The sequence below is a fragment of the Pseudomonas sp. AG1028 genome (assembly GCF_007993955.1).
Taxonomy (GTDB): domain Bacteria; phylum Pseudomonadota; class Gammaproteobacteria; order Pseudomonadales; family Pseudomonadaceae; genus Aquipseudomonas; species Aquipseudomonas straminea.
In genome coordinates, this window is record NZ_VIVP01000003.1 from 250140 (window position 1) to 272812 (window position 22673).

Sequence of the window (22673 nt, forward strand, 5' to 3'; positions counted from 1 at the left end):
TCAGGCATTGGCGCACACTTCGGCGAGCACCCGCAGGCGGCGCTTGGGCTCGGCGACATAGGGGTTGCGCTGATCCCAGGCGTAGCCGGCGAGGATCGAGCTGATCATGGCGCGGATATCCGGCGAGGCCTTGGGGTAGTAGATGACGTCCTGGAAGCTGCCGTCGTACCAGCCTTCGACGTACACGCGGAAGGTGTCGACGCCGCGCTTGAGCGGTATGGCGAAGTCCTGCTCCCAGTCCACGGCCTCGCCGCTCAGCTGGCGATGCAGCAGGTTGGCGGCCATGCTCGCCGAACGCATGGCGATGGTCACGCCGGAGCTGAACACCGGATCGAGGAATTCGGCAGCGTTGCCCAGGAGCGCGAAGCCCTTGCCGTGCAGCGCCTTGACGTTGGCCGAGTAGCCCTTGATCTCGCGCACCGGCGTGTCCCACACGGCATTGCCGAGAACCTTGGCCAGGCTCGGCGTTTCGGCGACGAACTGCTTGAGGGCGGCGTCCATATCCTCGGGGTAGCCGTCGAAGCGCTCGGCCAGGCCGACCACGCCGAGGGAGCAGCGGCCGTTGCTGAACGGAATAGTCCAGAACCACACATCGCGCAGGCTGGCGTGGGTGGTGATGAGGATCTTCTCGCGGTCGAAGCCCGGGTGGTCGATGCGGTCTTCGATATGGGTGAACAGCGCCTTGCGCATCGGCAGGTTGGACGGCAGTTCGAGGTCTAGCAGGCGTGGCAGCAGGCGGCCGTAGCCGCTGGCGTCGAGCACGAAGGTGCAGCGCACCTGGTACTCGTGGCCGTCGGTCAGGCGGCGCACCGACAGCAGCGGCTGCTCGCCGCTGAAGTCCACGGCAAAGATTTCTTCTTCGTAGCGAATGGTCACGCCCTGACGCTCGGCTTCGTCGGCCAGCACCTTGTCGAAATCGGCGCGCTGCACCTGGTAGGTCGAGCCGAAGCTTTTGGTGAAGGTCTCGCGGAAATCGAAGTCGGTGTAGCGATCACCCCAGGCGAAGGCCGCGCCGTGTTTGGTCTGGAAGCCCGCCGCACGCACCGCGTCGATCATCCCGGCTTCCTCGACGAAGTCCAGGCAGTGCGACAGCAGGCTCTCGCCAATGGAGAAGCGCGGGAAGCGCTGGCGTTCGAGGATCAGCACCTCGTGGCCCTTGCGCTTGAGGATGGCGGCGGCAATCGCGCCGGCCGGGCCGGCACCGGCTACGACGATCTGATGCTGCTGGACTTCAGGAGATTTCATAACGGCTTTTCGCCTCGCTCGGGTAAGCGCGCCGACCCATCACGGCGGGCAGCAGGGTGGAGAACAGACTCATCAGCAGCAGGCCGAAATACACCATTGCATCGATCAGCTGCAGTTGCAGGAGCAGGTTGAGAAAGACGATTTCGGTCAGGCCGCGAATGTTCAGCAGCAGGCTTTCCTGCCATTTGATCCGCGCCGGCGCCTGCGGCTCGGCCCAGTGCAGGCCCAGCCAGCTGCCGAGCACCTTGCTGAGCACCGGCGCCACCAGCAGCACGCCCACGGCGAACCAGGAATCGGCCGCGCCGATGCCGTGAAAGTCCACGTGCAACACGCCGCAGGTGAGGATCAGTGGTACCGCCAGGCCGTTCATCAACAACTTCCACTGGCGCTGCGGCAAAGGTAGCTGGAAGGGCACGCGGATCGCCGCCAGGCACAGCATGTAGGCGATGCCGAACACCAGGGCGTTGAGTTTGAGGTTGTGCAGCAGCACCATCAGGGCGAAGAACGGCAGGCTGTAGAACAGCGGGTGGCGCATTCGCATCAGGTTGAGCGCCAGCGGCAGCGCGGCGGCCAGCAGTGGCCACAGCAGGCTGATCGGGTGGCTGCTGCCGTGGGCCAGGCCGAACAGGCTCCAGCACATGAAGTCCATGAGGATCGCCGCGTGCAGCAGGCGTTTGGTGGCCGCCGGCGGGTAGCCGATGCTCTGCAGGAACAGGTACAGCACCGGAATCGCGGTGATCGAGAAGAGCAGGCCGATGCCTACGGCGCTCAGCCAGCTGTAATCACCCGGCAACACCCACAGGGCGCAGGCCAGACCGGCCAGCAGCGGCAACAGAAAGCTCGGCAGGGCGATCTTCAGGCACGCCGGGCTGATCTGCAGATCGATCACGTCGCTGAGGATGTAACCCAGCAGCAGGGCGAAACTCAGCCCATAGGCCAGCTCGACCCAGGCCGGTGCCAGCAGGTCAGCGGCCGTGAGCTGCAGGTACGGCTCCGCCCAGCCGAGCAGCAGGGCGGGAATCGCCAGGCTGGCGACCAGCAACTGGCCGACGATGGGGATCAGCCGGCGGCCGCCAAGGAGGCCGACCAGCGCATAGAGCGCCAGTGCCAGCAACCAGAAGCCGAGCACGCTCATGGGTGGGCCTCCGCAGCGTCGCGTGGCGCCGCCCAGGGCGAGAGAATGAAGCAGAACATCAGGCCCAGGCTGATGGCCAGGCCAAAGTTGGCGATGGCCGGCGTCTGGCTGATCAGCAGCAGGCCGAACGACAGCCAGCTGGAGACCGCCGACAGCAGCGTGCCGAGCAGACTGACCGCCGGCCCGCCGATGTTCTCGCGCATCAGGATGGCGTAATCGACGCCGATGGCGGTGATCAGCAGCAGGCCGAACAGGCTGAACAGGGTCAGCGGCTGGCCCAGCCAGCCCAGGCAGGCCAGGGAGGCGAGGGCTGCCAGCAGCGGCAGGCAGACCACCCGCAGCGCGCCGGCCAGGCCGAAGGGGATGCACAGCAGCAACACGATGGCCAGGCAGGACATCAGCTTGAGCTCGGCGGCGCTGACCTGGGTGGCGGCGAACAGGCGGTTCAGCTCGCCGAGGCGGTCGACCAGTTGCACGCCGTCCAGGCCATCCGCGGCGCCTTGCAGCAAGGCGCTGTCGGTCTGCCCCTGCAGGCTGACGATGGCGGCCACGCCCTGTTCGTCACGGCCCAGCCAGAGTGCGCGCCAGGGCTCGGCCAGGGGGCTGGCGAGGGCCTGTTCCAGACTGGTCTGGGGCTGCTCCAGCAGTTGCTGCAGCTCGGCCTGCAAGGCCTCGACGGGAATGCCCAGCGCCAGCAGTGGCTGCCAATGCGCCGGCAGCGTACGCAGGGCTGTGCGGGTGGCCTGCAGTTGGTCAGCAGGAGCGATCAGTTGATTGAGCGACAGGTAGCTGCGCAGCTGGCCGCCGCTGACCAGGCCGTCGAGCCGGGTGCCGAGCGCCTGCTGGCGCTGCAGCAACTGCGCTTCATCGGATGCACGCACCAGGAAGAACTGGCTGGTGGGCTGCTGGCCGGTGAGTTCGACGATGCGTTGCGACTGGGCGAACAGCGCAGGGTCTTTGCCCAGCCACTGGCGCAGGTCGTTCTGGCTGTGCAGCTGCCAGATACCGCCGGCGCAGAAGGCCAGGAACAGCGCTAGCAGCCAATAGGTGCCATAACCCTGGCGCAGGCGGCCATGCCAGCTCAGCGTACGCGTGGCCAGGGCCAGCAGGCGCGGCGCTGGGCGCAGCTGCATGCCGTTGAGCCAAGCGGGCAGCAGGCATACCGAACACAGGTAGGCGCCGATCAGCCCTGCGGCCGAGAACGCGGCGATCTGGGTCAGCGCCGGAAACGGCGTGAAAGCCAGCGCCAGGTAGCCAATCAGGTTGGTGCCCAGGCTCAGGCTCAGGCCCGGCAGGGTGCTGCGCAGGGCGCTCCAGCTGCGCCATTCGGCGTGGCCCCAGCTCTTGCTCAGGTAATGCAGCGGGTAGTCGGCGGCCACCCCGATCAGGCTGGCGCCGAGCACCAGGGTCAGGGCGTTGATCTGCCCGAAGATCAGCACGCAGGCGGCGCAACCGGCCACCAGCGCCACACCGATGGGCAGCAGGCTGAGCAGCACCCGCGGGCGGCGGAAACCGATCAGCAAAAGCAACAGGGTACCGAGACTGGCCGCGCCGCCGATCAGGGTCATCTCGCTCATGGCCTTGTTCTGGCCGGCGGCGGCATACAGCGCGCCGCCAGTGGCGAGCAGTTGGCCGCCATCAGCCTCGACGCGCTGGCGGGCCGCCTCGATGCCCTGGGCGATGACCAGCGGCGACTGCATGTCGAAGGCGTCGCCACGGCTGCGCAGGTGCAGCACGGCCCAGCTCATGCCGGGCTCGCTGACCAGCAGTGCGCCGCTGGCCAGGTCCGGCTGCACCCGGCCGCCGAAATTGAGGGTCTGCTGGGCGCGGGCGCCTAGGCCCAGCCAGTCCTGCTCCGGCGGCAGCAGGCTGAACGAGGCGAAGGGATCGAACAGCGCGGCGGCGCGTTGCTCGATGAAGGCGTCCGGTTGCTCGATCAGCAGTTGGCGGTCGGCGGCAGACAGCAGGTTCAGACGGCTTTCGCGCAGGTGCTGGCGCAGGGCATCGAGGTCGCTGTCGAGCTGCCAGCGCACCTGGCCAAAATGGCCGCTTTCCTGCCATTGCCGGCCCAGCTCGCCAGCCAGGGCGATGGCGCGTTCGCGCTGCGGATGGCCGACCAGCACCAACAGGTCATGCTGAATCGGCTCCTGCATACGCGCTTCGGCCTGTTGCAGGCGCGCGTCACCGGCGCCGCTGGGCAACAGGGCGAGGATGCTCGCCGCCACCGGCGGGCCGTTGCGCCACTGCCAGGCGGTCAGCGCCAGCAGCGCCAACAGCAGCACGGCGAACAGCCGCGGCAGGCGGCGTTCGATCAGGCGGTACTCAGTGCGCAAAATCGCTGCGCTCCTCGGCGCTCAGGGCGTCGCCGGCGATGCTGGCGGGCATGCGCAGCAAGGTGCGGTCACCCTGGGTTTCGTGCAGTTCGATGCGCTCGACCAGTTCGCCACCGCCGATGTCGATACGGCTGAACACCTGCTTGAGCAGCAGCGAGGTCGGCGTCAGGGTCAGGTTCCAGGCCTTGGCATCGCCGCTCAACTGCAGCTCGAAATTGCGTGCCAAGCCGCTGTGGTTGCCCTTGAGCACGTCGAGAAACAGCTTGCTCTGCTGGGCCGCCACGTCGCGCCCCGGCTGCATCTGCCAGCCATCGGCGGTGCGCTTGGCGATGCCTTTGGCGTCGATGCGGTAATCCTGCTTTAGCGGTTTTTCCAGCTTCCAAAGCAGGCCGGCATCGGCGGCCAGCACGAAAGTGCCGCTGCTGGTCAGCGGTTGCGGGAGGGCGCGCAGGTGCTTTTCCTGCACGAATGGACCACGCACCACGGGGTGTTGCGAGAGCTGTTGGCTCAGGGCATCGAGGGTGAAGGTATCGGCCTGGCTGACCAACGCGGTGAACAGCAGGCCGATCAGCAATGAGAAACGCGCCAGGGCTTTCATCCAATCACCCGCTGCACGGCATCGACAAACACCTTGGGCGAGGCCAGCTGCATTTCGCGGCTGGCGATCTCCACCGCGACCTGCACGCTGCTGCCGCGGGTCATGCGTTCGCCGGTGGCGGTGTCGCTGATCAGGTAGTGGATCTTCAGGCGGTTTTCCCACTCCACCAGATCGGCGCATACGCTGATGCGCTGGCCGAAGGTGGCGCCGCGGATGTAACGCAACTGCAGGTCGATCACTGGCCAGGCGTAGCCGCTGTCGCGCATCTGCGGGTAGCCGTGGTCGAGCTTGTCGAGCAGGGCACAGCGCGCCTGCTCGAAGTATTTGACGTAGTGGCCGTGCCAGACGATTTCCATCATGTCCACGTCGAAGAACGGCACGAGGATTTCCACCTCGGCCTGCAGAACGCCTTTAGCGCGCATGGGCGATGAGCTCATCTGTCATGACATGGAATGTGGGAGCGCGCCATGCGCGCGATTCGCGGGCATGGCCCGCTCCCACAGGTTCATCGGCATGATGCGAATTACGCATACAGGCTCCAGTGCTGAGCGCGGATGCGTTGCAGGCACAGGCGCAGTTCGCCTTCCAGGGCGCGATCCTCGATCAGCGGCGGGAAGTCCTCGCCCAACTGCCCGTGCATCTCGGCCAGGGCGGCGGGCAGCACGGTGGCTTCGGCACGTTGGCGCAGCCATACGCCCTGGTTGGCGGCGATCAGCGTGGCGGCCGCGACCTGCTCGGCCAGCTCCAGGCTGCGCAGGGCGTCGCGGGCGGCGATGGTGCCCATGCTCACCTTGTCCTGGTTGTGGCACTCAGTGGAGCGCGAGAACACGCTGGCCGGCAGGGTGTTCTTCAGGGCTTCGGCGGTCCAGGCACTGGCGCCGATCTGCACGGCCTTGAAGCCGTGGTTGATCATCGCGGTTTCCACCGGCGCGCCGGACAGGTTGCTCGGCAGGCCATGGTTGTAGCGGGTGTCGACCAGCAGGGCAAGTTGGCGGTCGAGCAGGTCGGCGAGGTTGCCGATCAGGTTCTTCAGGCTGTCCATGGCGAAGGCGATATGCCCGCCGTAGAAGTGCCCGCCGTGCAGGACGCGTTCCTCATCGGGGTCGATCAGCGGGTTGTCGTTGGCGCTGTTCAGTTCGTTTTCGATGAACTGGCGCAGCAGCCCCAGGCTGTCGGCCAGTACGCCGAGCACGTGGGGTGCACAGCGGATGGAATAACGATCCTGCAGGCGATGCAGCGGCGCGGTCGGCGCGTCGATGGCCAGGTCCTGGCGGATCCACGCGGCCACCTGGTTCTGGCCCGGGTGCGGCTTGGCGGCGAACAGGCGCTCGTCGAAGTGCTCCGGGTTGCCCTGCAGGGCGATGACGTTGAGCGCGGTGATGCGCGTGGCCAGCTTGAGCAGGTAATCGGCGCGCGAATAGGCCTGGCAGGCCAGGGCGGTCATCACCGCAGTGCCGTTCATCAGCGCCAGGGCTTCCTTGGGGCGCAGCACCAGCGGTGTCCAGCCCAGTTCGGCGTGCACGTCAGCGGCGCTGCGGCGCTCACCGCGGTACATCACCTCGCGCTCGCCACACAGGGTCGCGGCGATGTAGGACAGCGGCGTCAGGTCGCCGCTGGCGCCCACCGAGCCTTCTTCCGGGATCAGCGGCAGCACGTCGTGGTCGAGAAACGCCTGCAGGCGCTCGAGCAGTTCCAGGCGCACGCCGGACATGCCTTGGCACAGCGACTGCAAACGTGCAGCCAGCACGGCGCGGGTGGCCTGCTCGTCGAGCAGCTTGCCCAGGCCGCAACCGTGGAAGGTGTACAGGTGACGCGGCAGCGCCTCGACCTGGTGCAGCGGCACGGCCACCACGCAGGAGTCGCCATAGCCGGTGGTGATGCCGTAGATCATGCCTTCGCGGTCCAGCAGGCGGTCGACGAAACGCGCGCCGCGGGCGATGCGCTCGCGCCAGGCGGGGCTCTCGTCCAGCTCGCCGCGCGCGGTTCGCTGGGCCAGGCTGACGATCTGCTCGAGACGCAGTGGCTGCGCGCCGAAGGTCACGGTTTCAGGCTGCTGTGTTGTCATGGTCGTTCCAGAACGGATAGAAGTTGAACCACTGCTGCGGGGCTTGCAGGCAGCGTCCGGCGAGGTGATCGGCGTAGCGTTGCGCCCAGCCCTGAATCACCGCCTGGCGCTCGCTGCGCTTCCACTGCACGGCGTCGGTGAAGGGCAGCAGCATCACCTGATAGCGGCCGTCGATCTTCAGGCAATCGATCAGGTTGACCGGGCAGCGCAGCAGCCCGGCGAGCAGCCAGGGACCTTGCGGCAGCGGCGCCGGGTGGCCGAGAAAATTCACCTCGACGGTGCGCTCGCCGTGTAGCGGCACGCGGTCGCCGGCGATCGCCAGCCACTCGCCGCGCTCCAGGTGCTCGGCCAGGCGCAGCATCACTGCCGGGTCCAGCTCGCTGACCTGGATCAGCCGCAGGTTGCTGGCGCCGCTTTCCTTGAGCAGGCGGTTGAACTGTTCGGCGTGGCGGGTGTGTACCAGCACGTTCATGCGCACCCGGGCGCTCAGCTCAGCCAGGGCGCGGCATACTTCGAGGTTGCCCAGGTGGGCGCCGACCAGCAGCTGGCCGCGGCTGCCGTTCATCTGCCCGTGCAGGCCATGGGGGTCGACCAGCTCGACGTCGCTCAGCTTGAGGCGGCCGCTCCACACATCGAGCTTGTCGAGCAGGCTGTCGGCGAAGGCCATGAACTGGGCGAACACCGAGCGGCGGCTCGGGTGCAGGTCGGGGCGTGCGCTCCACTCGGCGAGGTTGTGCTGGTACTGGTGAATGCTGCGTCGCGCCTTGCTGCCGGCCACGAAGAAGTAGGCGACGATCAGGTACAGCAGTGGGCTCAGCGCCCGGCGGCCGAGATGGCGGGCGGCCAGGGCGGTGAATTTCATCAGGGCGAAGCTGCCGCGCTCGCGCTGGCTGGCCCAGTGGCTGGAACGCTGCATCAGCGCCACCGCCGGTAGAGCAGCACGGGCGCGCGACAGAGCATGCCGAAGAACAGTCGGGCGTGCATTTTCGAGATCAGCACGTTGTCCTGCCAGAGGCGGAAGTGCGAGACGCCGTCCTCGGGGTAGTGCACCCGGGTCGGCAGCCAGCGCATCGGCTGCCCGCGCCAGGACAGGCGCACGAGGATTTCCGAGTCGAAATCCATGCGTTTGCCCAGCTTCGCCGAGTCGATCAGCGCCACGCTGGCGGCCAGCGGGTAGACCCGGAAACCGCACATGGAGTCGCGAATCTCCAGCGACAGGCTGTTGATCCACACCCACACGTGAGTCAGGTAGCGCGCGTACAGGCGGCCCTTTGGCACGCTGGCGTCGTACTGCGGGTAGCCGCAGACGATGGCCTCGGGATAAGCGCGGGATTCGTCAAGAAAGGCGCGCACCGCCTGCAGGTCGTGCTGGCCGTCGGCGTCCACCTGCAGGGCGTGGGTGAAGCCCAGGCGCTGCGCTTCACGCAGGCCGGCCATCACCGCGCCGCCCTTGCCCTGGTTCTCCGGCAGGCGCAGCAGATGGGTGTCGGCTTCACAAGCCAGGCGGTCGATCACCGCGGCGCAGCTTGGGCCTGAAGCGTCGTCGACCAGCAGACACGGCAAGCCGGCGGCCAGCAAACTGGCGACCACGCCAGGCAGAGGCCCCTCGTGGTTGTACACCGGAATCAGCGCACAGGGGCGGTGTTGCACGGCAGTCATGGCGCCGCCTTGAGCAGGATGCGCCCGGACGAGCAATTGGCTTCGCCGCTGCGGAAGGTGAAGTACAGCTTGCTGCGCTCGGCGTCGAAACGCAGGGTCAGCTGCAGGCGGTCACCGGGGCGCACCAGCTGCTGGAACTTGAGCACTTCCATGCCGCCGAACAGCGGCGGCAGATCGTTGATCAGCTCGCGGGCCAGTTGCTGGGCCCAGTCGATCTGCACCACGCCCGGCAGCACGGGAGTGCCGGGAAAGTGGCCGCTGAAATGCGCCAGATCCAGTGGCACGTCCAGCTCCAGAAGCCATTCGCCACCTTCTTCCCGGGCGCTGGCCGGCTCGACGCGGGTCGGCCGGGCGGCCGCCAGCAAATCGTTGACCTGAGCTTGGCCCAGCTTGCCCTGGCTGCTGTAGGGCAGGTGCGGCAGCAGTCGCCAGCGGCGCGGCAGGGCGATGGCCTCGCAGTGCCCGGCCAGGTGCTGGCGCAGGCCTTCAGTCAGGTGCCGACGGCCCTGATTGCGCAGCGTATGGATGCCCTCCGGCGACAGCGCCACCAGCGCGCCGAGAAAGGCGCGGCCCTGCTGCAGCACGCCCAGGCGCGCCTCGCTGACCCAGGCATGCTGGGCCAGAGCTTGTTCGAGCAGGGGCAGGGAGATACGTTTTTCTTCCAGCTTGACGATACGATCCAGGCGCGCGCCGAGGGTGAAGCGGCCGTCGGCGTCGATCGCTACGGCGTCGGCCATCTGCTCCCAGTGCCCGGCGGGCAGGTAGGGCGAGCTCAGGCGCAGGGCGCCTTCTTCGTTGACCTCGAGCTGCACGCCGTCGAACGGCTGCCAGTGCTGCCCGCCCTGGCGCCAGCCGATGCCGCCGGTTTCCGAGCTGCCGTAAATTTCCGTCGGCCACTGGCCCAGGCGCTCCTGCACCGAGGCGGCAGCATCGGCAGGCAGGGCGCCGCCGGAGGAGAACACCTGGCGCACGCGGCCCAGTGCCGCCCAGTCGAGGTTGTCGCCCATGCGCTTGAGCAGCGCCGGGCTGGTGATCCAGGCAAAGTTCGGATGCGGCAGGCTGGCCAGCTGCAGGTCTTCGGGAAACGGCTGGGCCTTGGGCAGGAACACGCGGCCGGCGCACAGCGGCCAGAGCACACGGAACAGCAGACCGTAGATGTGCTGGGCTGCCACGCTGCCGATGATCAACGCATTGACCAGGCGCTCGCCCCACAGGGCTTCCAGCGCCTCGACTTCGTTGGCCAGCTGGCCGAGGCTTTTGTCGATCAGCTTGGGTTCGCCGCTGGAGCCGGAGGTGCACAGGGTCAGGCGGCAGCGCTCGCGGTCCAGCCGCTTGGCGGCAAGCGGTGCGGCGGCAATCGTTTCGTCGAGCTGCTCGACCCACAGGTCGACCTGAGCGCCCAGGCGCTGGCGGGTGTGCGGCTGCGCATCGGCGGGCAGCAGCACGTGAATGTCGGCCTGCCAGGCGGCGAGCAGGGCGATGGCCAGCTCGGCGGCGTCCTGCAGATGCAGGGCGGCGCGCTGCACGCCAGTGGTCTGCCAATGTGCGGCCAGGCACAAGGCGCGGCGGCGCAGCTCGGCGTGGTCGAGTTCGGGCGTTACCTGGCGGCTGGCGTCGGCCTCTAGCAGCAGGTCTTCGAGGTTCAGCCAGCTCATGCGGTTCTCCTTACACGTTGACGCACCAGCCATTCGCCGGCGAATAGCAGGCCCATCAGCAGGTAGGAAATCAGCCCGGTGTACAGCGCCCACCAGGACAGCGGTGCCCACAGGTTCAGCGCCACCACCAGCAGGCCGTTGCTGAGCATGAAGGCGGCCCATACCTCGGTGACGCGGCGGGTGTAGCGCACCGCCACCGGGGGCAGTTCGGGTTCTCGCAGGCGCGCCAGGCGTTCGGCCATCGGCATGCCGATCTTCAGGCTGCTGGCGAACAGCAGGCCGAGCAGCAGGCTGACCAGTACCGGATACCAACGCAGCAGCGCCGGCTCGTCGGCCAGCACCAGCAGCACGCAGAACACCAGCACGGCGCCGGTCATGCGCCGGCTGTTGCGGTCAGCCGGGTTGCTGAGCAGGCGCGCCAGCCACAGGCCGCCGAGCAGGGCGGCGAACAGCGTTGGCGACAGGTGCCCGGCGCCGAAATACACGGCGAACGGGTAGGCCACGCTGACCAGCGTGACCAGCAGGCCGAACAGACGGCTCATGCGGGTTCCGCGTTGACCATCTGATAAACCGCCTCGACCACGTCGCCGACGGTGCGCACGGTTTTGAACGCCTCGGCGGCGATCTTCTTGCCGGTCTGGCGCTTGATGTGGTCGATCAGGTCGACGGCGTCGATGCTGTCGATCTCCAGGTCTTCGTACAGGTTGGCGTCCAGGCTGATGCGCTCGGGGCTTAGTTCGAACAGCTCAACCAGGGCGTCGCGCAAGGTGGCGAAGATTTCCTCACGGGTTTGCATGGTCATCGTCCTCAAGCTGCCTGGCGGCTGGCAACGAAGGCTGCCAGGCTGGCCACGTTGGCGAAATGGGTGCGGGTGTCCTTGGCTTCGGCGTCGATCTTGATGCCGAAACGCTTCTGGATGGCCAGGCCGAGCTCAAGGGCGTCGACCGAGTCCAGGCCCAGGCCTTCGCCGAACAGGGTCATGTCGTCGTCGATGTCCTGAGGGGTGACATCCTCCAGGCCGAGGGAGTCGATGATCAGGTTTTTGATCTCAAGCTGTAGAGCGCTCATCTTTGGCGAGCTCCTGTATGAAATGCTGATGCAGATGATCGTTGAGTTTGCGCGACGCGACTGGCGCCGCGCCCATGGCGGCGAAGTGCGCCGGGTCGATGTCTTCGCCGACGCGCAGGCGGATGTGGAAGCGCCGCGCGGGAATCCGGTACCAGGGCTCGGCCTTGGTCAGGGTGGTAGGCGAGACGCTGATCACCACCGGGGTAATGATTCGCGCGCCGCGCAGGGCGATGGCCGCGGCGCCGCGGTGAAATTCCGGCGGCTGGCCGGGCGTGGTGCGCGTGCCTTCCGGGAAGATCACCAGGGTCTGGCCTTGCTGCAGTGCGCCGGCGGCTTCGTCGAGCATGTCCATGCTGCCGCTGTTGCTGATGTAGCCGGCCGAGCGGATCGGCCCACGCATGCAGGGGTTGTTCCACAGGCTCTGCTTGACCACGCAGTTGGTGTCGCGGGTGAAGGCGATGGTCACCACCACGTCGATCAGCGACGGGTGGTTGGCGATGATCATCTGCCCTGGGCGGCCCAGGCGCTCGGCGCCTTCGACTTCATAGGTGAGCACGCCGCTGCGGTACATGAATTCGACGAAGGTGCGAAAGGTCAGGCTGACCACCCGGCGGGCGCGGCGCTGGTGAGCGGCGGCGTCGCCAGGCAGCAGGGACAATACCGGGAACACCAGAATGCGCAGCAGCACGCCGCCGATGCCGAACAGCGTGAAGCTGGCCGCCGTGGCGATCAGTCGCCACCAATAGGGCGGGCTGTAGTGCTTCACAGGCTTTGGCGTGACCAGGTCCATTGGCGCTCTTTCCAGGTGTGTTGAAGGGAGGTGCCGTCTGTACTCAGGCACTGGATCAGGCTCAGAGGGTGTGGCCATCCACTGTGCGGGCCGCTGGCGTTGTGCAGTGCCAGGCGCCAGTCGTCGCCGGGTTTGAGCAGCAAGGCCAGGGCGTAAGGGAACGGGACATCGTCGATGAACGGCGCATAGGGCTCTGGCTGGGCTTCTTCGCCGATCACCAGCAAAACCGCCGGTGCACCCTCGGCCAGCAGGCTCAGGGCCTCGAGTATGGCCATTTCCAGACCATCGCCTTCGCCGGCCAGGGCGGTCATCTCGCTGGTGTCGCCGCGCATGATCGACCACTGACCGATGATCGCGTTGTGCACAGAAAGGCTGAACTGTGTCGGCGACAGCGGCTCTTTAACCGCAAGGTCCTTGAGAATGGCCAGGTTGCGCGGGGTTTCGCCGTGTCGCGAGGCAAATACCAGCGGTAGCGCGGAATGTCCTTCGGCCAGCGGCCAGGCGACCTGGAACACCATGCGCGCCAGGCGGCTCAGGCGGCGGCGCTGCAGAGCGGGCAGAAAGCCGACATCGGGCTGTTCACCACCATCGGCAAGGCGTTCGGGCGCCTTGCTCCAGGCGAGCCAGTCATCCGTACTGTCCAGGCCGGGGGCCCAGGCACGCCATTGATCGATCCTGAACTGCATTTTTGAAGAAACTCTGCTTGGCCCGCCGGGCATTTCCTTGTCTGTGCGACTGTCCTGTGCGACAAGAGCCTTGTCGATGGGTAGCGATGCTGCGCCGGCCATTATCCGGGGCTTGGCAAGACCCCGCAAACATTAAGTAGCGATTTTCTGATGGATGACCCGTTTCGCTTGTTTCCAGTGAATGTCATCAAGTTTTGCCTAGTATCTATGTACTAGTCATAGGGGAGGTTCGGATGAGGCGTGTGGTGTTCAATCAGAAAGGTGGCGTTGGCAAATCCAGCATTGCCTGCAATCTGGCCGCGGTCAGTGCGTCACAAGGGTACCGAACTTTGCTGGTCGATCTCGATGCCCAGGCCAATTCGTCCCATTACCTCACAGGCCTGACCGGCGACGAGATTCCCATGGGCATCGCCGATTTCTTCAAGCAGACGCTGTCCAGCGGGCCGTTCGCCAAGAAGGGCAAGGTGGATATCTACGAAACGCCCTTCGAGAACCTGCACGTGATAACCGCAACGCCCGAGCTGGCCGAGCTGCAGCCAAAGCTTGAGCAGAAGCACAAGATCAACAAGCTGCGCAAACTGCTCGAGGAATTGTCCGAGGACTACGAGCAGATCTACCTGGATACCCCGCCGGCGCTGAACTTCTACACGGTTTCCGCATTGATCGCCGCGGATCGTGTGCTGATTCCCTTCGATTGCGACACCTTTTCCCGCAACGCGTTGTACGGGCTGCTGCGCGAGATCGAGGAGTTGAAGGAGGATCACAACGAGGAGCTGCAGGTCGAGGGCATCGTGGTCAACCAGTTCCAGCCCCGCGCCTCGCTGCCGCAGCAACTGCTCGACGAGCTGGTGCAAGAAGGCCTGCCGGTGTTGCCGGTCAACCTGATGAGTTCGGTGAAGATGCGTGAATCCCACCAGGCCTGCACGCCGCTGATCTTTCTGGACCCGCGCCACAAGCTGACCCAGCAGTATGTCGAGCTGCACGACTTGCTGCAGCGCGGCTAATCGGGGCGGGCTGTCCTGGGTATCGCTTCGCTCAACCGCAGGCTACGGCCTTATTCCTTCTGTAGCCCGGTGTTGAGCGTAGCGATACCCGGGTTCGTTACTAGCGCACCACGAACACGTCGCACGGCGCCTTGTGCAGGAAATGCTGGGCCAGGCTGCCGAGCAGTGCCTGGCTGAGAGCGCCGCGACCGTGGCTGCCGAGTACCAGCAGGTCGCTGTTACGCGCCCTGAGCTGTTCCTGCAGACAACGCAGGATGCCGCCCTGGTGCACCGCATGACTGATGCTCGGGCCGGACGGCGGCAACAGGCGGGCTTCATCCTCCAACAATTGGGCGATCAGCGCCTGCTGGATCTGCAACTGGCTGTCGGCCTGCTCACCGCTGGCCTTGCCCGGATCGAACACGTGCACGGCGTGCAACTCGGCGCTCTCCGGCAGCAGCCCGTAGGCGCCGGCCAGGGCGCTGCAGGCGCACAGCGAAAAATCGATGGCGGCCAGCGCCTGCTGATAGGGACCGGGGCTTGGGTGGGCGACCAGCAGCAACGGCACCGGGCAGTTGCGGGCGATGCGGTCCAGGCTGGTGCCGGAAAAGAATTCGTGGCGCTCCAGATGGCCACCGAGCACCAGCAGGTCGTGACCGTTTTCCCGTAGATGCTGCAGCACCACCTCCGACGGCTTGCCGCTGCGCAACTTTAATTCGCTGCCGGGCGGGGCGTATTGGCTGATGCTGGCGTCCAGCGTCTGGCGTGCATGGTCGTGGGTCTGCTCGCTCTGGGTCGGGTCGAGCACGTGCAGCACGCTCAGGCGTGCGCCATGCTGCTCCGCCAGTTGCGCCGCGCGGCGCAGCGCCAGGTCGGCGGTGCTGCGCAGGTCATGGGCGATCAGAATGTGCTTGAACATGGCGCCTCCCACCGTACAGTCATCCGGCGTTGCGCCTGAATGATCCCTCCTTGGATTAGTCGGCTTTTTGACCGGTGGCAAGGTCAGGTGTCAGCACAACACGTTTCAAACCCCCTGAGTGTTCAGCCATGCAAGCAGTTGCGGCAAGGGCAGGGCGCCGCTTTGCCGGGCGACTTCCTGACCGTCGCGAAACAGAATCAGGCTGGGAATCGAGCGGATGCCCAGCTGTGCGGACAGTTGCTGATTGGCTTCGCTGTCCAGCTTGCCCAGCCGGCAGCGGGTACGTAACTCACTTGCCGCCTGGGCAAAGGTTGGCGCGAAGCTGCGGCACGGCCCGCACCAGGCGGCCCAGACATCCACCAGCAGCGGCAGGTCGCCCTTCAGCTGGCTGGCGAAGTTGCCCTGATGCAGATCGAACGGCGTGCCCGGCAGAACCTCGGCCTTGCAGTGGCCGCAGCGCGGCGTCTCGCCCAGGCGCGCGGTAGGAATGCGATTGAGGCTGCTGCAGCTGGGGCAGGGGATGATCGCTGAGTCGCTCATGACGGGCTCCGAACAGAAGAATATCGGCCGAGAGCCTATGGGCTGTGGCGTGCCATCGCAAGACACGCAGACTGGCGGACGATGCCAGCGCTTTTGCCGGGCGAGCGCTATGATGGGCCGTTTGCGGCGGCCGGTGGAGAGCTAAGCATGAAGGCGGTGAAGAAGTGGGTGCGTCTGGGCAGCCTGGTGGTGGCGGTGATCGCCCTGACCTTTTTCGCCCTGCGCATCTACGACGCCCACAACAAACCCGACCTCGGCCCCTGGCATACCTTCGTGCCGCGTGAGCTGAGCGCCGACGAGCTGGATGCCGCCAGCTGGCAGGATTATCTGCTTGCCGAGCAGGCGTTGTTCGCGGCGCTGCCCGGCAATGTCTACCAGCGCCTGGACGATGCCGAGCGCGTGCCGGACAACCGCTTCTTCGCCGACAGCCCGCTCAATGCCTCGCGCTTCGAATGGGACTGGAACCGCTCCTACGTGCTGGAACCGGACGGCAAGCCCAAAGGCGCCGCAGTGATGCTGCACGGCCTGACCGATTCGCCCTACAGCCTGCGGCATATCGCCGAGCTGTACCGCGATTCCGGCTTCGTGGTGGTCGGCCTGCGCCTGCCTGGGCATGGCACCACGCCGGGCGCGCTGACCCGGGTGACCTGGCAGGACTGGCTCGCGGCCACCCGCCTGGCGGTACGCGAGGCGCAGCGGCTGATCGAGCCGGGCGACGAGCTTCAACTGGTCGGCTATTCCGCCGGCGGCGGGCTTGCGCTCAAGTATGCACTCGACGCCCTGGGCAACCAGGAATTGCCGCGGCCGACGCGCCTGACCCTGATTTCACCGATGATCGGCGTCGCCGGTTACGCCCGCTTCGCCGGTCTGGCCGGGCTGCCGGCGGTGTTCCCGGCGTTCGCCAAGGCGGCCTGGCTGGACGTGCTACCCGAGTACAACCCGTTCAAATACAACTCCTTCCCGCTCAATGCGGCACGCCAGTCGTACCTGTTCACCACTGCCCTACAGGAGCAGCTCGCCGTGCTCGACGGTCGCGGCGCGCTGGGCGAGCTGGCGCCGGTGCTGACCTTCCAGTCGCTGGTCGATTACACCGTCAGCACGCCAGCGGTGGTCGATGCCTTGTACGGGCACCTGCCGGCCAATGGCAGCGAGCTGGTGCTGTTCGACCTCAACCGTTACGTCGATTTCGGGCCGTTGCTTGGCGCCCACGCCAAGTCGCCAGGCGATCTGCTGCCGGTGGCGCCACGGCGCTATCGCACCACGCTGATCGGCAACGTCTCGCCGCAAACCCTGGATGCTGCCGCGCGCAGCACCGAGGCCGGCGCCAGCGAAGAGCAGGTCACGCCCCTCGGCCTGGCGTTTCCGCGTGAGGTGTTCTCGCTGTCCCACGTCGCCCTGCCGTTTCCAGTCAGCGATTCGCTGTACGGGCTGCAGCCGGAGGAGCCGGAGGATTACGGCGTGCACCTCGGTGCGCTGTCGGTACGCGGCGAGCGCGGTGTGCTGCTGGTGAGCATGGAGGCGCTGCAGCGGGTGACGTCGAATCCCTTCTACCCGTACATGATCGAGCGCTTGCGGGAGCATGGGGGATTGCAGGGCAATTAGCTGATTGAGGAAGGAATGCGATCTCCCTGTGGGAGCGCGCCATGCGCGCGATTCTTTTTTCGCGGGCATGGATTAGGCGTCCCCGCCCGCTCCCACAGGTAACGTGCCGGCCTTACTAGAGTCGGTTACTCTCAAGCCTCTGGCTGCAAGCGATCATCTCAAACACTCGGCTGCCCCTCAGCCGCATCACCCTTGTCCTTCTTCTCCTTGACCACGAAGTAGAACTCTTCGCCGTGCTTCACCGCGCCGTAGAGCACGGCCTTCTCGATCAGCTCGCTGCCGCGCTGGTCGCGCAGCATCATCGGGTCCTTGCGCAGGTCGCGGTACAGGGCGATGCACAGCAGGGCCATCACCACCACGAAGGGCAGCGCCACCACGATGGTCAGGTTCTGCAGGCCGGTCAGTGCCGCGCCCGGATCGCGTGGGTCGCCAATGGCCAGCATGATCGCGGCCACCGCGCCGGTCAGCGCACCCCAGAAGATCATGGTGCCGCGTGACGGTTCGGTGGTGCCGTGCTCGGACAGCGTGCCCATCACCAGCGACGCCGCGTCGGCGCCGGAGACGAAAAAGATGCCCACCAGGATCATCACCAGCACCGAGGTGACGGAGATGAAGGGGTAGCTTTCCAGCAGCTCGTAGAGGGCGATGTTGCTGTCCACCGCGCCGTTGCTCAGGGTGAACACGCCTTCGCGCAGCGCATCGATGCCGGCGGCGCCGAAGATCACGAACCACACCAGGCTGACCAGGCTCGGCACCAGCAGCACGCCGGTGACGAACTGGCGGATGGTGCGGCCGCGGCTGATGCGGGCGATGAACATGCCCACGAACGGCGTCCAGGAAATCCACCAGGCCCAGTAGAACACCGTCCAGCTGGACAGCCAGTTGTCCATGCTGTCGCCGCCGCTGGCGTTGGTGCGCGCCATCATCTCCGGCAGCATGGCGATGTAGTCGCCCAGGGCGGTGGGCAACAGGTTGAGCATCAACAGGGTCGGCCCGGCGATGAACACGAAGGCGGCCAGCAGCAGGGCCAGCGCCATGTTGGTGTTGGACAGCCACTGGATGCCCTTGTCGATGCCGGATACCGCCGAGGCCACGAAGGCGATGGTCAGCAGGGTGATCAGGCCGACGTAGAACAGCTTGCCGGGCTGCTCCACCCAGCCGTTGTACTCCAGCCCGCCGGCGATCTGCAGGGCGCCGAGGCCCAAGGAGGCGGCCGACCCGAACAGCGTCGCGAAGATCGCCATCATGTCGATGGCGCGGCCGACCGGGCCGTTGGCGTGCTCGCCCATCAGTGGCCGGAAGGCGGCGGAAATCAGCTGCGAGCGGCCGCGGCGAAAGGTGCCGTAGGCGATCGCCAGGCCGACGATGGCGTACATCGCCCAGGGGTGCAGGCTCCAGTGGAACAGCGTGGTGGCCATGGCGATCTGCATGGCGCCGTTGGTCTGCGCCTCGGCGGTGCCTGGCGGCGGGCTCACGTAATGTGACAGCGGCTCGGCGACGCCAAAGAACATCAGGCCGATACCCATGCCGGCGCTGAACATCATGGCGATCCACGAGGTGGTGCGAAATTCCGGTGCTTCGCCATCCTTGCCCAGGGGAATTCGCCCGTAACGGCTGGCGGCCAGCCACAGCACGAAGACCACGAAGATGGTCGAGGTGAGCACGAAGAACCAGCCGAAATTGACGATCACCCAGCTCTGCGCCGTGGCGGCGTTTTTCGCCAGGCTGGTCTGGTTGAGAAAGCCCCAGGCCACGAAGGCCAGGGCCAGCAGGCTGGTGAAGCCGAACACCACCCAGTCCAGCTTGCCTTCCAGATAGCGGTCGCGCCTGGCTTCCTCGGTTTGCGACGGGTCGGTGATGCCGAGTTCGGGTGTTTCAACCTTGTCTTGGGTTGCCATGGTCGCTGCGTGCCCTCTATGGGTTCTTGTTGATCTGCTCACGCAAATGGGCGCATTCCCTGGCTCGTCGCGTGCACGGTGCGTCGACGATGATGCGGATGCGCTACTCGATTTCTCTGTCTGGTAACGCCCCGCGCCGTTCTCGTAGCGACGTTTTCCCGGCGCAAAAACGCGGAAAGCACCCGAAGGTGCTTTCCCGTTGACGCTTGTGGCTGGCTTATTGACCGGCCAGGCCGGCGGCTCTGGCACGGGCGGCGTGCAGTTTCTTGTAGCTGTCGATCAAGCGCAGGTGCTTGTCCAGGCCCTCCAGCTGTATGCTGGTCGGTGTCAGGCCATGGAAGCGCACGCTGCCGTCCACCGAGCCGATCACCGCGTCCATGCGCTCGTTGCCGAACATGCGCCGCAGGTTGTGCTCGAAGTTGGCCAGCTCCAGCTCGTCGTCCAGCTGGATCTCCAGCACGGCATTCACTGCCTGGTAGAACAGGCCGCGCTCGACGGTGTTGTCGTTGTATTGCAGGAAGGCTTCGACCAGTTCCTTGGCGTCGTCGTATTTCTTCAGCGCCAGGTTGATCAGCAGCTTCAGCTCGAGAATGGTCAGCTGGCCCCACACCGTGTTGTCGTCGAACTCGACGCCGATCAGCGTGGTGATATCGGTGTAGTCGTCGACCTCGGCGTTGTTGAGGTTGCGCAGCAGCGACTTGAGCTCGCGGTCGCTCAGGGCGTGCAGGTTGAGGATGTCCTTGCGGAACAGCAGCGCCTTGTTGGTGTTGTCCCAGATCAGATCCTCGACCGGGTAGATCTCCGAGTAACCCGGCACCAGGATGCGGCAGGCGTTGGCGCCGAGGTCATTGTAGGTGGCGACGTAGACCTCCTTGCCCATGTCCTCGAGGATGCCGAACAGGGTCGCGGCTTCCTGTTCATTGGAATCTGCACCCTGGCCGGAGAAGTCCCACTCGACGAATTCGAAGTCCGGCGTGGCGCCGAAGAAGCGCCACGACACCACGCCGCTGGAATCGATGAAGTGCTCGACGAAGTTGTTCGGCTCGGTCAGCGCCAGGCTGTCGAAGGTCGGTTGCGGCAGGTCGTTGAGGCCTTCGAAGCTGCGGCCCTGGAGTAGTTCGGTGAGGCTGCGCTCCAGGGCCACTTCCAGGCTCGGGTGGGCGCCGAAGGAGGCGAACACGCCGCCGGTGCGCGGGTTCATCAGGGTCACGCACATCACCGGGAATTCGCCACCGAGGGATGCATCCTTTACCAGCACCGGAAAGCCTTGCTCCTCCAGGCCCTGGATGCCGGCGATGATGCCTGGGTACTTGGCCAGTACGTCCTGCGGCACGTCCGGCAGGCATAGCTCGCCTTCGAGGATTTCGCGTTTGACCGCCCGCTCGAAGATCTCCGACAGGCACTGCACCTGGGCCTCACTCAGGGTGTTGCCAGCGCTCATGCCGTTGGACAGGTACAGGTTCTCGATCAAGTTGGACGGGAAATACACCGTCTCGCCATCGCGCTGGCGCACGAAGGGCAGCGAGCAGATGCCGCGCAGGGTGTTGCCCGAGTTGGTGTCGTACAGATGCGAGCCGCGCAGCTCGCCGTCCGGGTTGTAGATGGCCAGGCAATGCTCGTCGAGGATCTCCTCGGGCAGCGCGTCCTTCGGGCCTGGCTTGAACCAGCGCTCGTTGGGGTAATGGACGAACTCAGCGGCGGCGATGTCCTCGCCCCAGAACTGGTCGTTGTAGAAGAAGTTGCAGTTCAGCCGCTCGATGAACTCGCCCAGCGCCGAGGCCAGGGCGCTTTCCTTGGTCGCCCCCTTGCCGTTGGTGAAGCACAGGTTCGACTGGGCATCGCGGATATGCAGCGACCAGACGTTGGGCACGATATTGCGCCAGGAGGCGATCTCGATCTTCATCCCGAAATCCGCGAGGATGCCCGACATGTTGGCGATGGTCTGCTCCAGCGGCAGGTCCTTGCCCGGGATATAGGTGGTGGTATCGCTAACCGGCATCAGCAGCGCCTGGGCATCGGCGTCGAGGTTTTCCACTTCCTCGATGATGAACTCGGGGCCCTGCTGCACCACCTTCTTCACGGTGCAGCGGTCGATGGAGCGCAGAATCCCCAGGCGGTCCTTCTCGGAGATATCGGCGGGCAACTCGACCTGAATCTTGAAAATCTGCGCGTAGCGGTTTTCCGGATCGACGATGTTGTTCTGCGACAGGCGGATGTTCTCGGTGGGGATGTCCCGCGTCTGGCAGTACAGCTTGACGAAGTACGCCGCGCACAGCGCCGACGATGCCAGGAAATAGTCGAACGGCCCCGGCGCCGAGCCATCGCCCTTGTAGCGGATCGGCTGATCGGCGATCACCGTGAAGTCATCGAACTTGGCTTCGAGGCGAAGGTTGTCGAGAAAGTTGACCTTGATTTCCATGGAGCGGCACCGGCAAGCAAAACGAATGGCCGGCATTATCCGGGTTTTCGCCCGGAAGTCTTGCCGTCGGTCAGAATGCGCCTTGCTTGAGCACGACGGTCGCACCAGCCGGCGCAGGCCAGAGCTGCACCAGGTAGTGATCCTCTCCCTCGAGCCCGTCCTCGGAAAGCGTATCGGCGCCGGAAATCGACAGCCGAACCCGGTAGGAGCCAGGTGCGAGGGCGAAGCGAGCTGCGTCCGGGAAATAATCCGTACAGCCGGCGACCACCAGGGTGCCGCAGCGCGCGTCGAGCGATCCCTCGACGACATGATCGAAGCCGTTGGTATCGGCGCTTGGCGGTTCGGCAAGAATTTCGAGCGTCACGCCAACGTCCATATTGCGCAACGTACCGATACCCACGACGCCATCGGCCACGGCCAGCATCCGTTCGACGGCCTCCGGGCTCCAGGCTTTGGACAGGTCGCCAGAGGCCGCTTCGTCCTGCAGGTAGAACTGGTGGTAGTCGGCGAACAGGATGAGTTGATGGGGTTGCATGGGGTCGGCCTGCTGCAATAGGTGGCTAAGTAGAGATCTTGTCTGGTCTCGCTGTTCGGCAAACGCGGGCTCAGCGCACGCGATCGTTGCGCGGCGCTCTGTCCAGCGCCGACAGATCCTGCACCCAAGGCAGCGCCGCTTCGCACCACTTTTGCCAGGTCGGCTGCAGTTGCTGCGATTCGGCCAGCACACCTACGCGCAGGCCATAGGCCGTTGGATTGTCGGCATCGTAGGTGAACAGCTGCGAGCCACAGTCGCCGCAGAATGCCTGAGCACGGCGCGAACCGCTTTGCGCCACCTTCACGTATACCTTGGGCCTACCGCGCAGCAGTGAGAACGTACCGGGCAGTGCCGGCGTCGACACCCGGAATGCTGTGCCGGTGAGCTTCTGACAGTCGTGGCAATGGCAAACGCTGGTCAGTTGCGGGTCCGTTTCTGCGACGAATGCAATGGCGTCGCAGTGGCAGCTACCGTGGACTTTCATGGTGATCACCTGTGGGCTGATGCGAGGAGTCGAGTCTGCTTTATTAGCGGGTGGGCATG

At 65.8% G+C, this 22673-nt stretch carries 22 protein-coding genes; 2 read left to right on the top strand and 20 right to left on the bottom strand.

Going from position 1 to position 22673, the window contains the following annotated elements; translation table 11 throughout:
* The 14 genes from FB481_RS06400 to FB481_RS06465 form a co-directional block, all read right to left on the bottom strand.
* Positions 1 to 1245 carry an NAD(P)/FAD-dependent oxidoreductase gene (locus tag FB481_RS06400; protein WP_147175556.1) on the bottom strand — a complete coding sequence of 415 codons (1245 nt, stop codon included), beginning with the start codon at positions 1243 to 1245 and terminating at the stop codon, positions 1 to 3.
* On the bottom strand, positions 1232 to 2380 hold the full coding sequence (locus tag FB481_RS06405) for a sodium:proton antiporter (protein ID WP_147175558.1): 1149 nt from the start codon (positions 2378 to 2380) through the stop codon (positions 1232 to 1234). Before FB481_RS06405 ends, FB481_RS06400 begins: the two co-directional genes overlap by 14 nt.
* Positions 2377 to 4713, bottom strand: coding sequence for an MMPL family transporter (locus FB481_RS06410; protein ID WP_147175560.1), 2337 nt, complete (start codon positions 4711 to 4713; stop codon positions 2377 to 2379). The genes FB481_RS06405 and FB481_RS06410 overlap by 4 nt, the downstream gene beginning before the upstream one ends.
* Positions 4703 to 5311: an outer membrane lipoprotein carrier protein LolA gene (locus FB481_RS06415; protein WP_147175562.1), complete on the bottom strand. Its 609-nt coding sequence runs from the start codon at positions 5309 to 5311 to the stop codon at positions 4703 to 4705. The genes FB481_RS06410 and FB481_RS06415 overlap by 11 nt, the downstream gene beginning before the upstream one ends.
* Positions 5308 to 5733 (bottom strand): thioesterase family protein, encoded by a 426-nt coding sequence (locus tag FB481_RS06420; RefSeq protein WP_093500269.1) that lies wholly within the window; start codon positions 5731 to 5733, stop codon positions 5308 to 5310. Before FB481_RS06420 ends, FB481_RS06415 begins: the two co-directional genes overlap by 4 nt.
* Positions 5734 to 5834: 101 nt before the next feature.
* The gene (hutH, locus tag FB481_RS06425) at positions 5835 to 7376 is read right to left on the bottom strand and encodes a histidine ammonia-lyase (RefSeq protein WP_147175564.1); all 1542 of its coding nucleotides are present in this window, start codon (positions 7374 to 7376) and stop codon (positions 5835 to 5837) included.
* Positions 7357 to 8292 carry a glycosyl transferase gene (locus tag FB481_RS06430; RefSeq protein ID WP_147175566.1) on the bottom strand — a complete coding sequence of 312 codons (936 nt, stop codon included), beginning with the start codon at positions 8290 to 8292 and terminating at the stop codon, positions 7357 to 7359. The genes hutH and FB481_RS06430 overlap by 20 nt, the downstream gene beginning before the upstream one ends.
* Positions 8292 to 9035: a glycosyltransferase family 2 protein gene (locus tag FB481_RS06435; RefSeq protein ID WP_147175568.1), complete on the bottom strand. Its 744-nt coding sequence runs from the start codon at positions 9033 to 9035 to the stop codon at positions 8292 to 8294. The genes FB481_RS06430 and FB481_RS06435 overlap by 1 nt, the downstream gene beginning before the upstream one ends.
* Positions 9032 to 10690: an AMP-binding protein gene (locus FB481_RS06440; RefSeq protein ID WP_147175570.1), complete on the bottom strand. Its 1659-nt coding sequence runs from the start codon at positions 10688 to 10690 to the stop codon at positions 9032 to 9034. The genes FB481_RS06435 and FB481_RS06440 overlap by 4 nt, the downstream gene beginning before the upstream one ends.
* Positions 10687 to 11232, bottom strand: coding sequence for a hypothetical protein (locus FB481_RS06445; RefSeq protein ID WP_093500259.1), 546 nt, complete (start codon positions 11230 to 11232; stop codon positions 10687 to 10689). Before FB481_RS06445 ends, FB481_RS06440 begins: the two co-directional genes overlap by 4 nt.
* Positions 11229 to 11486, bottom strand: a complete 258-nt coding sequence (locus FB481_RS06450; RefSeq protein WP_027903856.1) for an acyl carrier protein — start codon at positions 11484 to 11486, stop codon at positions 11229 to 11231. Before FB481_RS06450 ends, FB481_RS06445 begins: the two co-directional genes overlap by 4 nt.
* An 11-nt stretch (positions 11487 to 11497) precedes the next feature.
* Positions 11498 to 11758: a phosphopantetheine-binding protein gene (locus FB481_RS06455; RefSeq protein ID WP_013789590.1), complete on the bottom strand. Its 261-nt coding sequence runs from the start codon at positions 11756 to 11758 to the stop codon at positions 11498 to 11500.
* A complete protein-coding gene (locus tag FB481_RS06460; protein ID WP_178109844.1) occupies positions 11739 to 12548 on the bottom strand; it encodes a 1-acyl-sn-glycerol-3-phosphate acyltransferase in 810 nt (269 codons plus the stop codon). The genes FB481_RS06455 and FB481_RS06460 overlap by 20 nt, the downstream gene beginning before the upstream one ends.
* Positions 12521 to 13234 (bottom strand): beta-ketoacyl synthase chain length factor, encoded by a 714-nt coding sequence (locus FB481_RS06465; protein WP_147175572.1) that lies wholly within the window; start codon positions 13232 to 13234, stop codon positions 12521 to 12523. The genes FB481_RS06460 and FB481_RS06465 overlap by 28 nt, the downstream gene beginning before the upstream one ends.
* A gap of 233 nt (positions 13235 to 13467) precedes the next feature.
* Between FB481_RS06465 and FB481_RS06470 the strand changes: the two genes are divergently transcribed.
* A complete protein-coding gene (locus tag FB481_RS06470) occupies positions 13468 to 14238 on the top strand; it encodes a ParA family protein (protein WP_147175574.1) in 771 nt (256 codons plus the stop codon).
* A 100-nt stretch (positions 14239 to 14338) separates the two neighbouring features.
* Here FB481_RS06470 and FB481_RS06475 read toward each other — a convergent pair whose 3' ends face one another.
* A complete protein-coding gene (locus tag FB481_RS06475; RefSeq protein WP_147175576.1) occupies positions 14339 to 15136 on the bottom strand; it encodes a universal stress protein in 798 nt (265 codons plus the stop codon).
* Positions 15137 to 15241: 105 nt separating this feature from the next.
* Positions 15242 to 15676, bottom strand: a complete 435-nt coding sequence (gene trxC / locus FB481_RS06480) for a thioredoxin TrxC (RefSeq protein WP_147175577.1) — start codon at positions 15674 to 15676, stop codon at positions 15242 to 15244.
* Positions 15677 to 15823: 147 nt separating this feature from the next.
* Here trxC and FB481_RS06485 point away from each other — a divergent pair, with 147 nt between their 5' ends.
* Entirely contained in the window at positions 15824 to 17278 is a 1455-nt protein-coding gene (locus tag FB481_RS06485; protein ID WP_147175579.1) for a carboxylesterase, read from the top strand.
* A 158-nt stretch (positions 17279 to 17436) separates the two neighbouring features.
* Here the strand turns inward: FB481_RS06485 and FB481_RS06490 are convergent, their stop codons facing one another.
* From FB481_RS06490 to FB481_RS06505, 4 genes are all read right to left on the bottom strand, one after another.
* The gene (locus tag FB481_RS06490) at positions 17437 to 19176 is read right to left on the bottom strand and encodes a BCCT family transporter (RefSeq protein WP_013789597.1); all 1740 of its coding nucleotides are present in this window, start codon (positions 19174 to 19176) and stop codon (positions 17437 to 17439) included.
* Between the two features lie 217 nt (positions 19177 to 19393).
* Complete coding sequence (locus tag FB481_RS06495) at positions 19394 to 21595, bottom strand: OsmC domain/YcaO domain-containing protein (RefSeq protein ID WP_147175581.1); 2202 nt, start codon at positions 21593 to 21595, stop codon at positions 19394 to 19396.
* Positions 21596 to 21665: 70 nt separating this feature from the next.
* Positions 21666 to 22130: a hypothetical protein gene (locus FB481_RS06500; protein WP_147175583.1), complete on the bottom strand. Its 465-nt coding sequence runs from the start codon at positions 22128 to 22130 to the stop codon at positions 21666 to 21668.
* 70 nt (positions 22131 to 22200) lie between these two features.
* Positions 22201 to 22614, bottom strand: a complete 414-nt coding sequence (locus tag FB481_RS06505) for a GFA family protein (protein WP_093500240.1) — start codon at positions 22612 to 22614, stop codon at positions 22201 to 22203.
* Positions 22615 to 22673: the final 59 nt, after the last annotated feature.

What these genes read in the sequence shown, in the direction of transcription:
- FB481_RS06400 (WP_147175556.1), bottom strand. Translation starts at nt 1,245, where the DNA reads ATGAAATCTCCTGAAGTCCAGCAGCATCAGATCGTCGTAGCCGGTGCC.
- FB481_RS06405 (WP_147175558.1), bottom strand. Translation starts at nt 2,380, where the DNA reads ATGAGCGTGCTCGGCTTCTGGTTGCTGGCACTGGCGCTCTATGCGCTG.
- FB481_RS06415 (WP_147175562.1), bottom strand. Translation starts at nt 5,311, where the DNA reads ATGAAAGCCCTGGCGCGTTTCTCATTGCTGATCGGCCTGCTGTTCACC.
- FB481_RS06420 (WP_093500269.1), bottom strand. Translation starts at nt 5,733, where the DNA reads ATGCGCGCTAAAGGCGTTCTGCAGGCCGAGGTGGAAATCCTCGTGCCG.
- hutH (WP_147175564.1), bottom strand. Translation starts at nt 7,376, where the DNA reads ATGACAACACAGCAGCCTGAAACCGTGACCTTCGGCGCGCAGCCACTG.
- FB481_RS06430 (WP_147175566.1), bottom strand. Translation starts at nt 8,292, where the DNA reads ATGCAGCGTTCCAGCCACTGGGCCAGCCAGCGCGAGCGCGGCAGCTTC.
- FB481_RS06435 (WP_147175568.1), bottom strand. Translation starts at nt 9,035, where the DNA reads ATGACTGCCGTGCAACACCGCCCCTGTGCGCTGATTCCGGTGTACAAC.
- FB481_RS06440 (WP_147175570.1), bottom strand. Translation starts at nt 10,690, where the DNA reads ATGAGCTGGCTGAACCTCGAAGACCTGCTGCTAGAGGCCGACGCCAGC.
- FB481_RS06445 (WP_093500259.1), bottom strand. Translation starts at nt 11,232, where the DNA reads ATGAGCCGTCTGTTCGGCCTGCTGGTCACGCTGGTCAGCGTGGCCTAC.
- FB481_RS06450 (WP_027903856.1), bottom strand. Translation starts at nt 11,486, where the DNA reads ATGCAAACCCGTGAGGAAATCTTCGCCACCTTGCGCGACGCCCTGGTT.
- FB481_RS06455 (WP_013789590.1), bottom strand. Translation starts at nt 11,758, where the DNA reads ATGAGCGCTCTACAGCTTGAGATCAAAAACCTGATCATCGACTCCCTC.
- FB481_RS06460 (WP_178109844.1), bottom strand. Translation starts at nt 12,548, where the DNA reads ATGGACCTGGTCACGCCAAAGCCTGTGAAGCACTACAGCCCGCCCTAT.
- FB481_RS06465 (WP_147175572.1), bottom strand. Translation starts at nt 13,234, where the DNA reads ATGCAGTTCAGGATCGATCAATGGCGTGCCTGGGCCCCCGGCCTGGAC.
- FB481_RS06470 (WP_147175574.1), top strand. Translation starts at nt 13,468, where the DNA reads ATGAGGCGTGTGGTGTTCAATCAGAAAGGTGGCGTTGGCAAATCCAGC.
- FB481_RS06475 (WP_147175576.1), bottom strand. Translation starts at nt 15,136, where the DNA reads ATGTTCAAGCACATTCTGATCGCCCATGACCTGCGCAGCACCGCCGAC.
- trxC (WP_147175577.1), bottom strand. Translation starts at nt 15,676, where the DNA reads ATGAGCGACTCAGCGATCATCCCCTGCCCCAGCTGCAGCAGCCTCAAT.
- FB481_RS06485 (WP_147175579.1), top strand. Translation starts at nt 15,824, where the DNA reads ATGAAGGCGGTGAAGAAGTGGGTGCGTCTGGGCAGCCTGGTGGTGGCG.
- FB481_RS06490 (WP_013789597.1), bottom strand. Translation starts at nt 19,176, where the DNA reads ATGGCAACCCAAGACAAGGTTGAAACACCCGAACTCGGCATCACCGAC.
- FB481_RS06495 (WP_147175581.1), bottom strand. Translation starts at nt 21,595, where the DNA reads ATGGAAATCAAGGTCAACTTTCTCGACAACCTTCGCCTCGAAGCCAAG.
- FB481_RS06500 (WP_147175583.1), bottom strand. Translation starts at nt 22,130, where the DNA reads ATGCAACCCCATCAACTCATCCTGTTCGCCGACTACCACCAGTTCTAC.
- FB481_RS06505 (WP_093500240.1), bottom strand. Translation starts at nt 22,614, where the DNA reads ATGAAAGTCCACGGTAGCTGCCACTGCGACGCCATTGCATTCGTCGCA.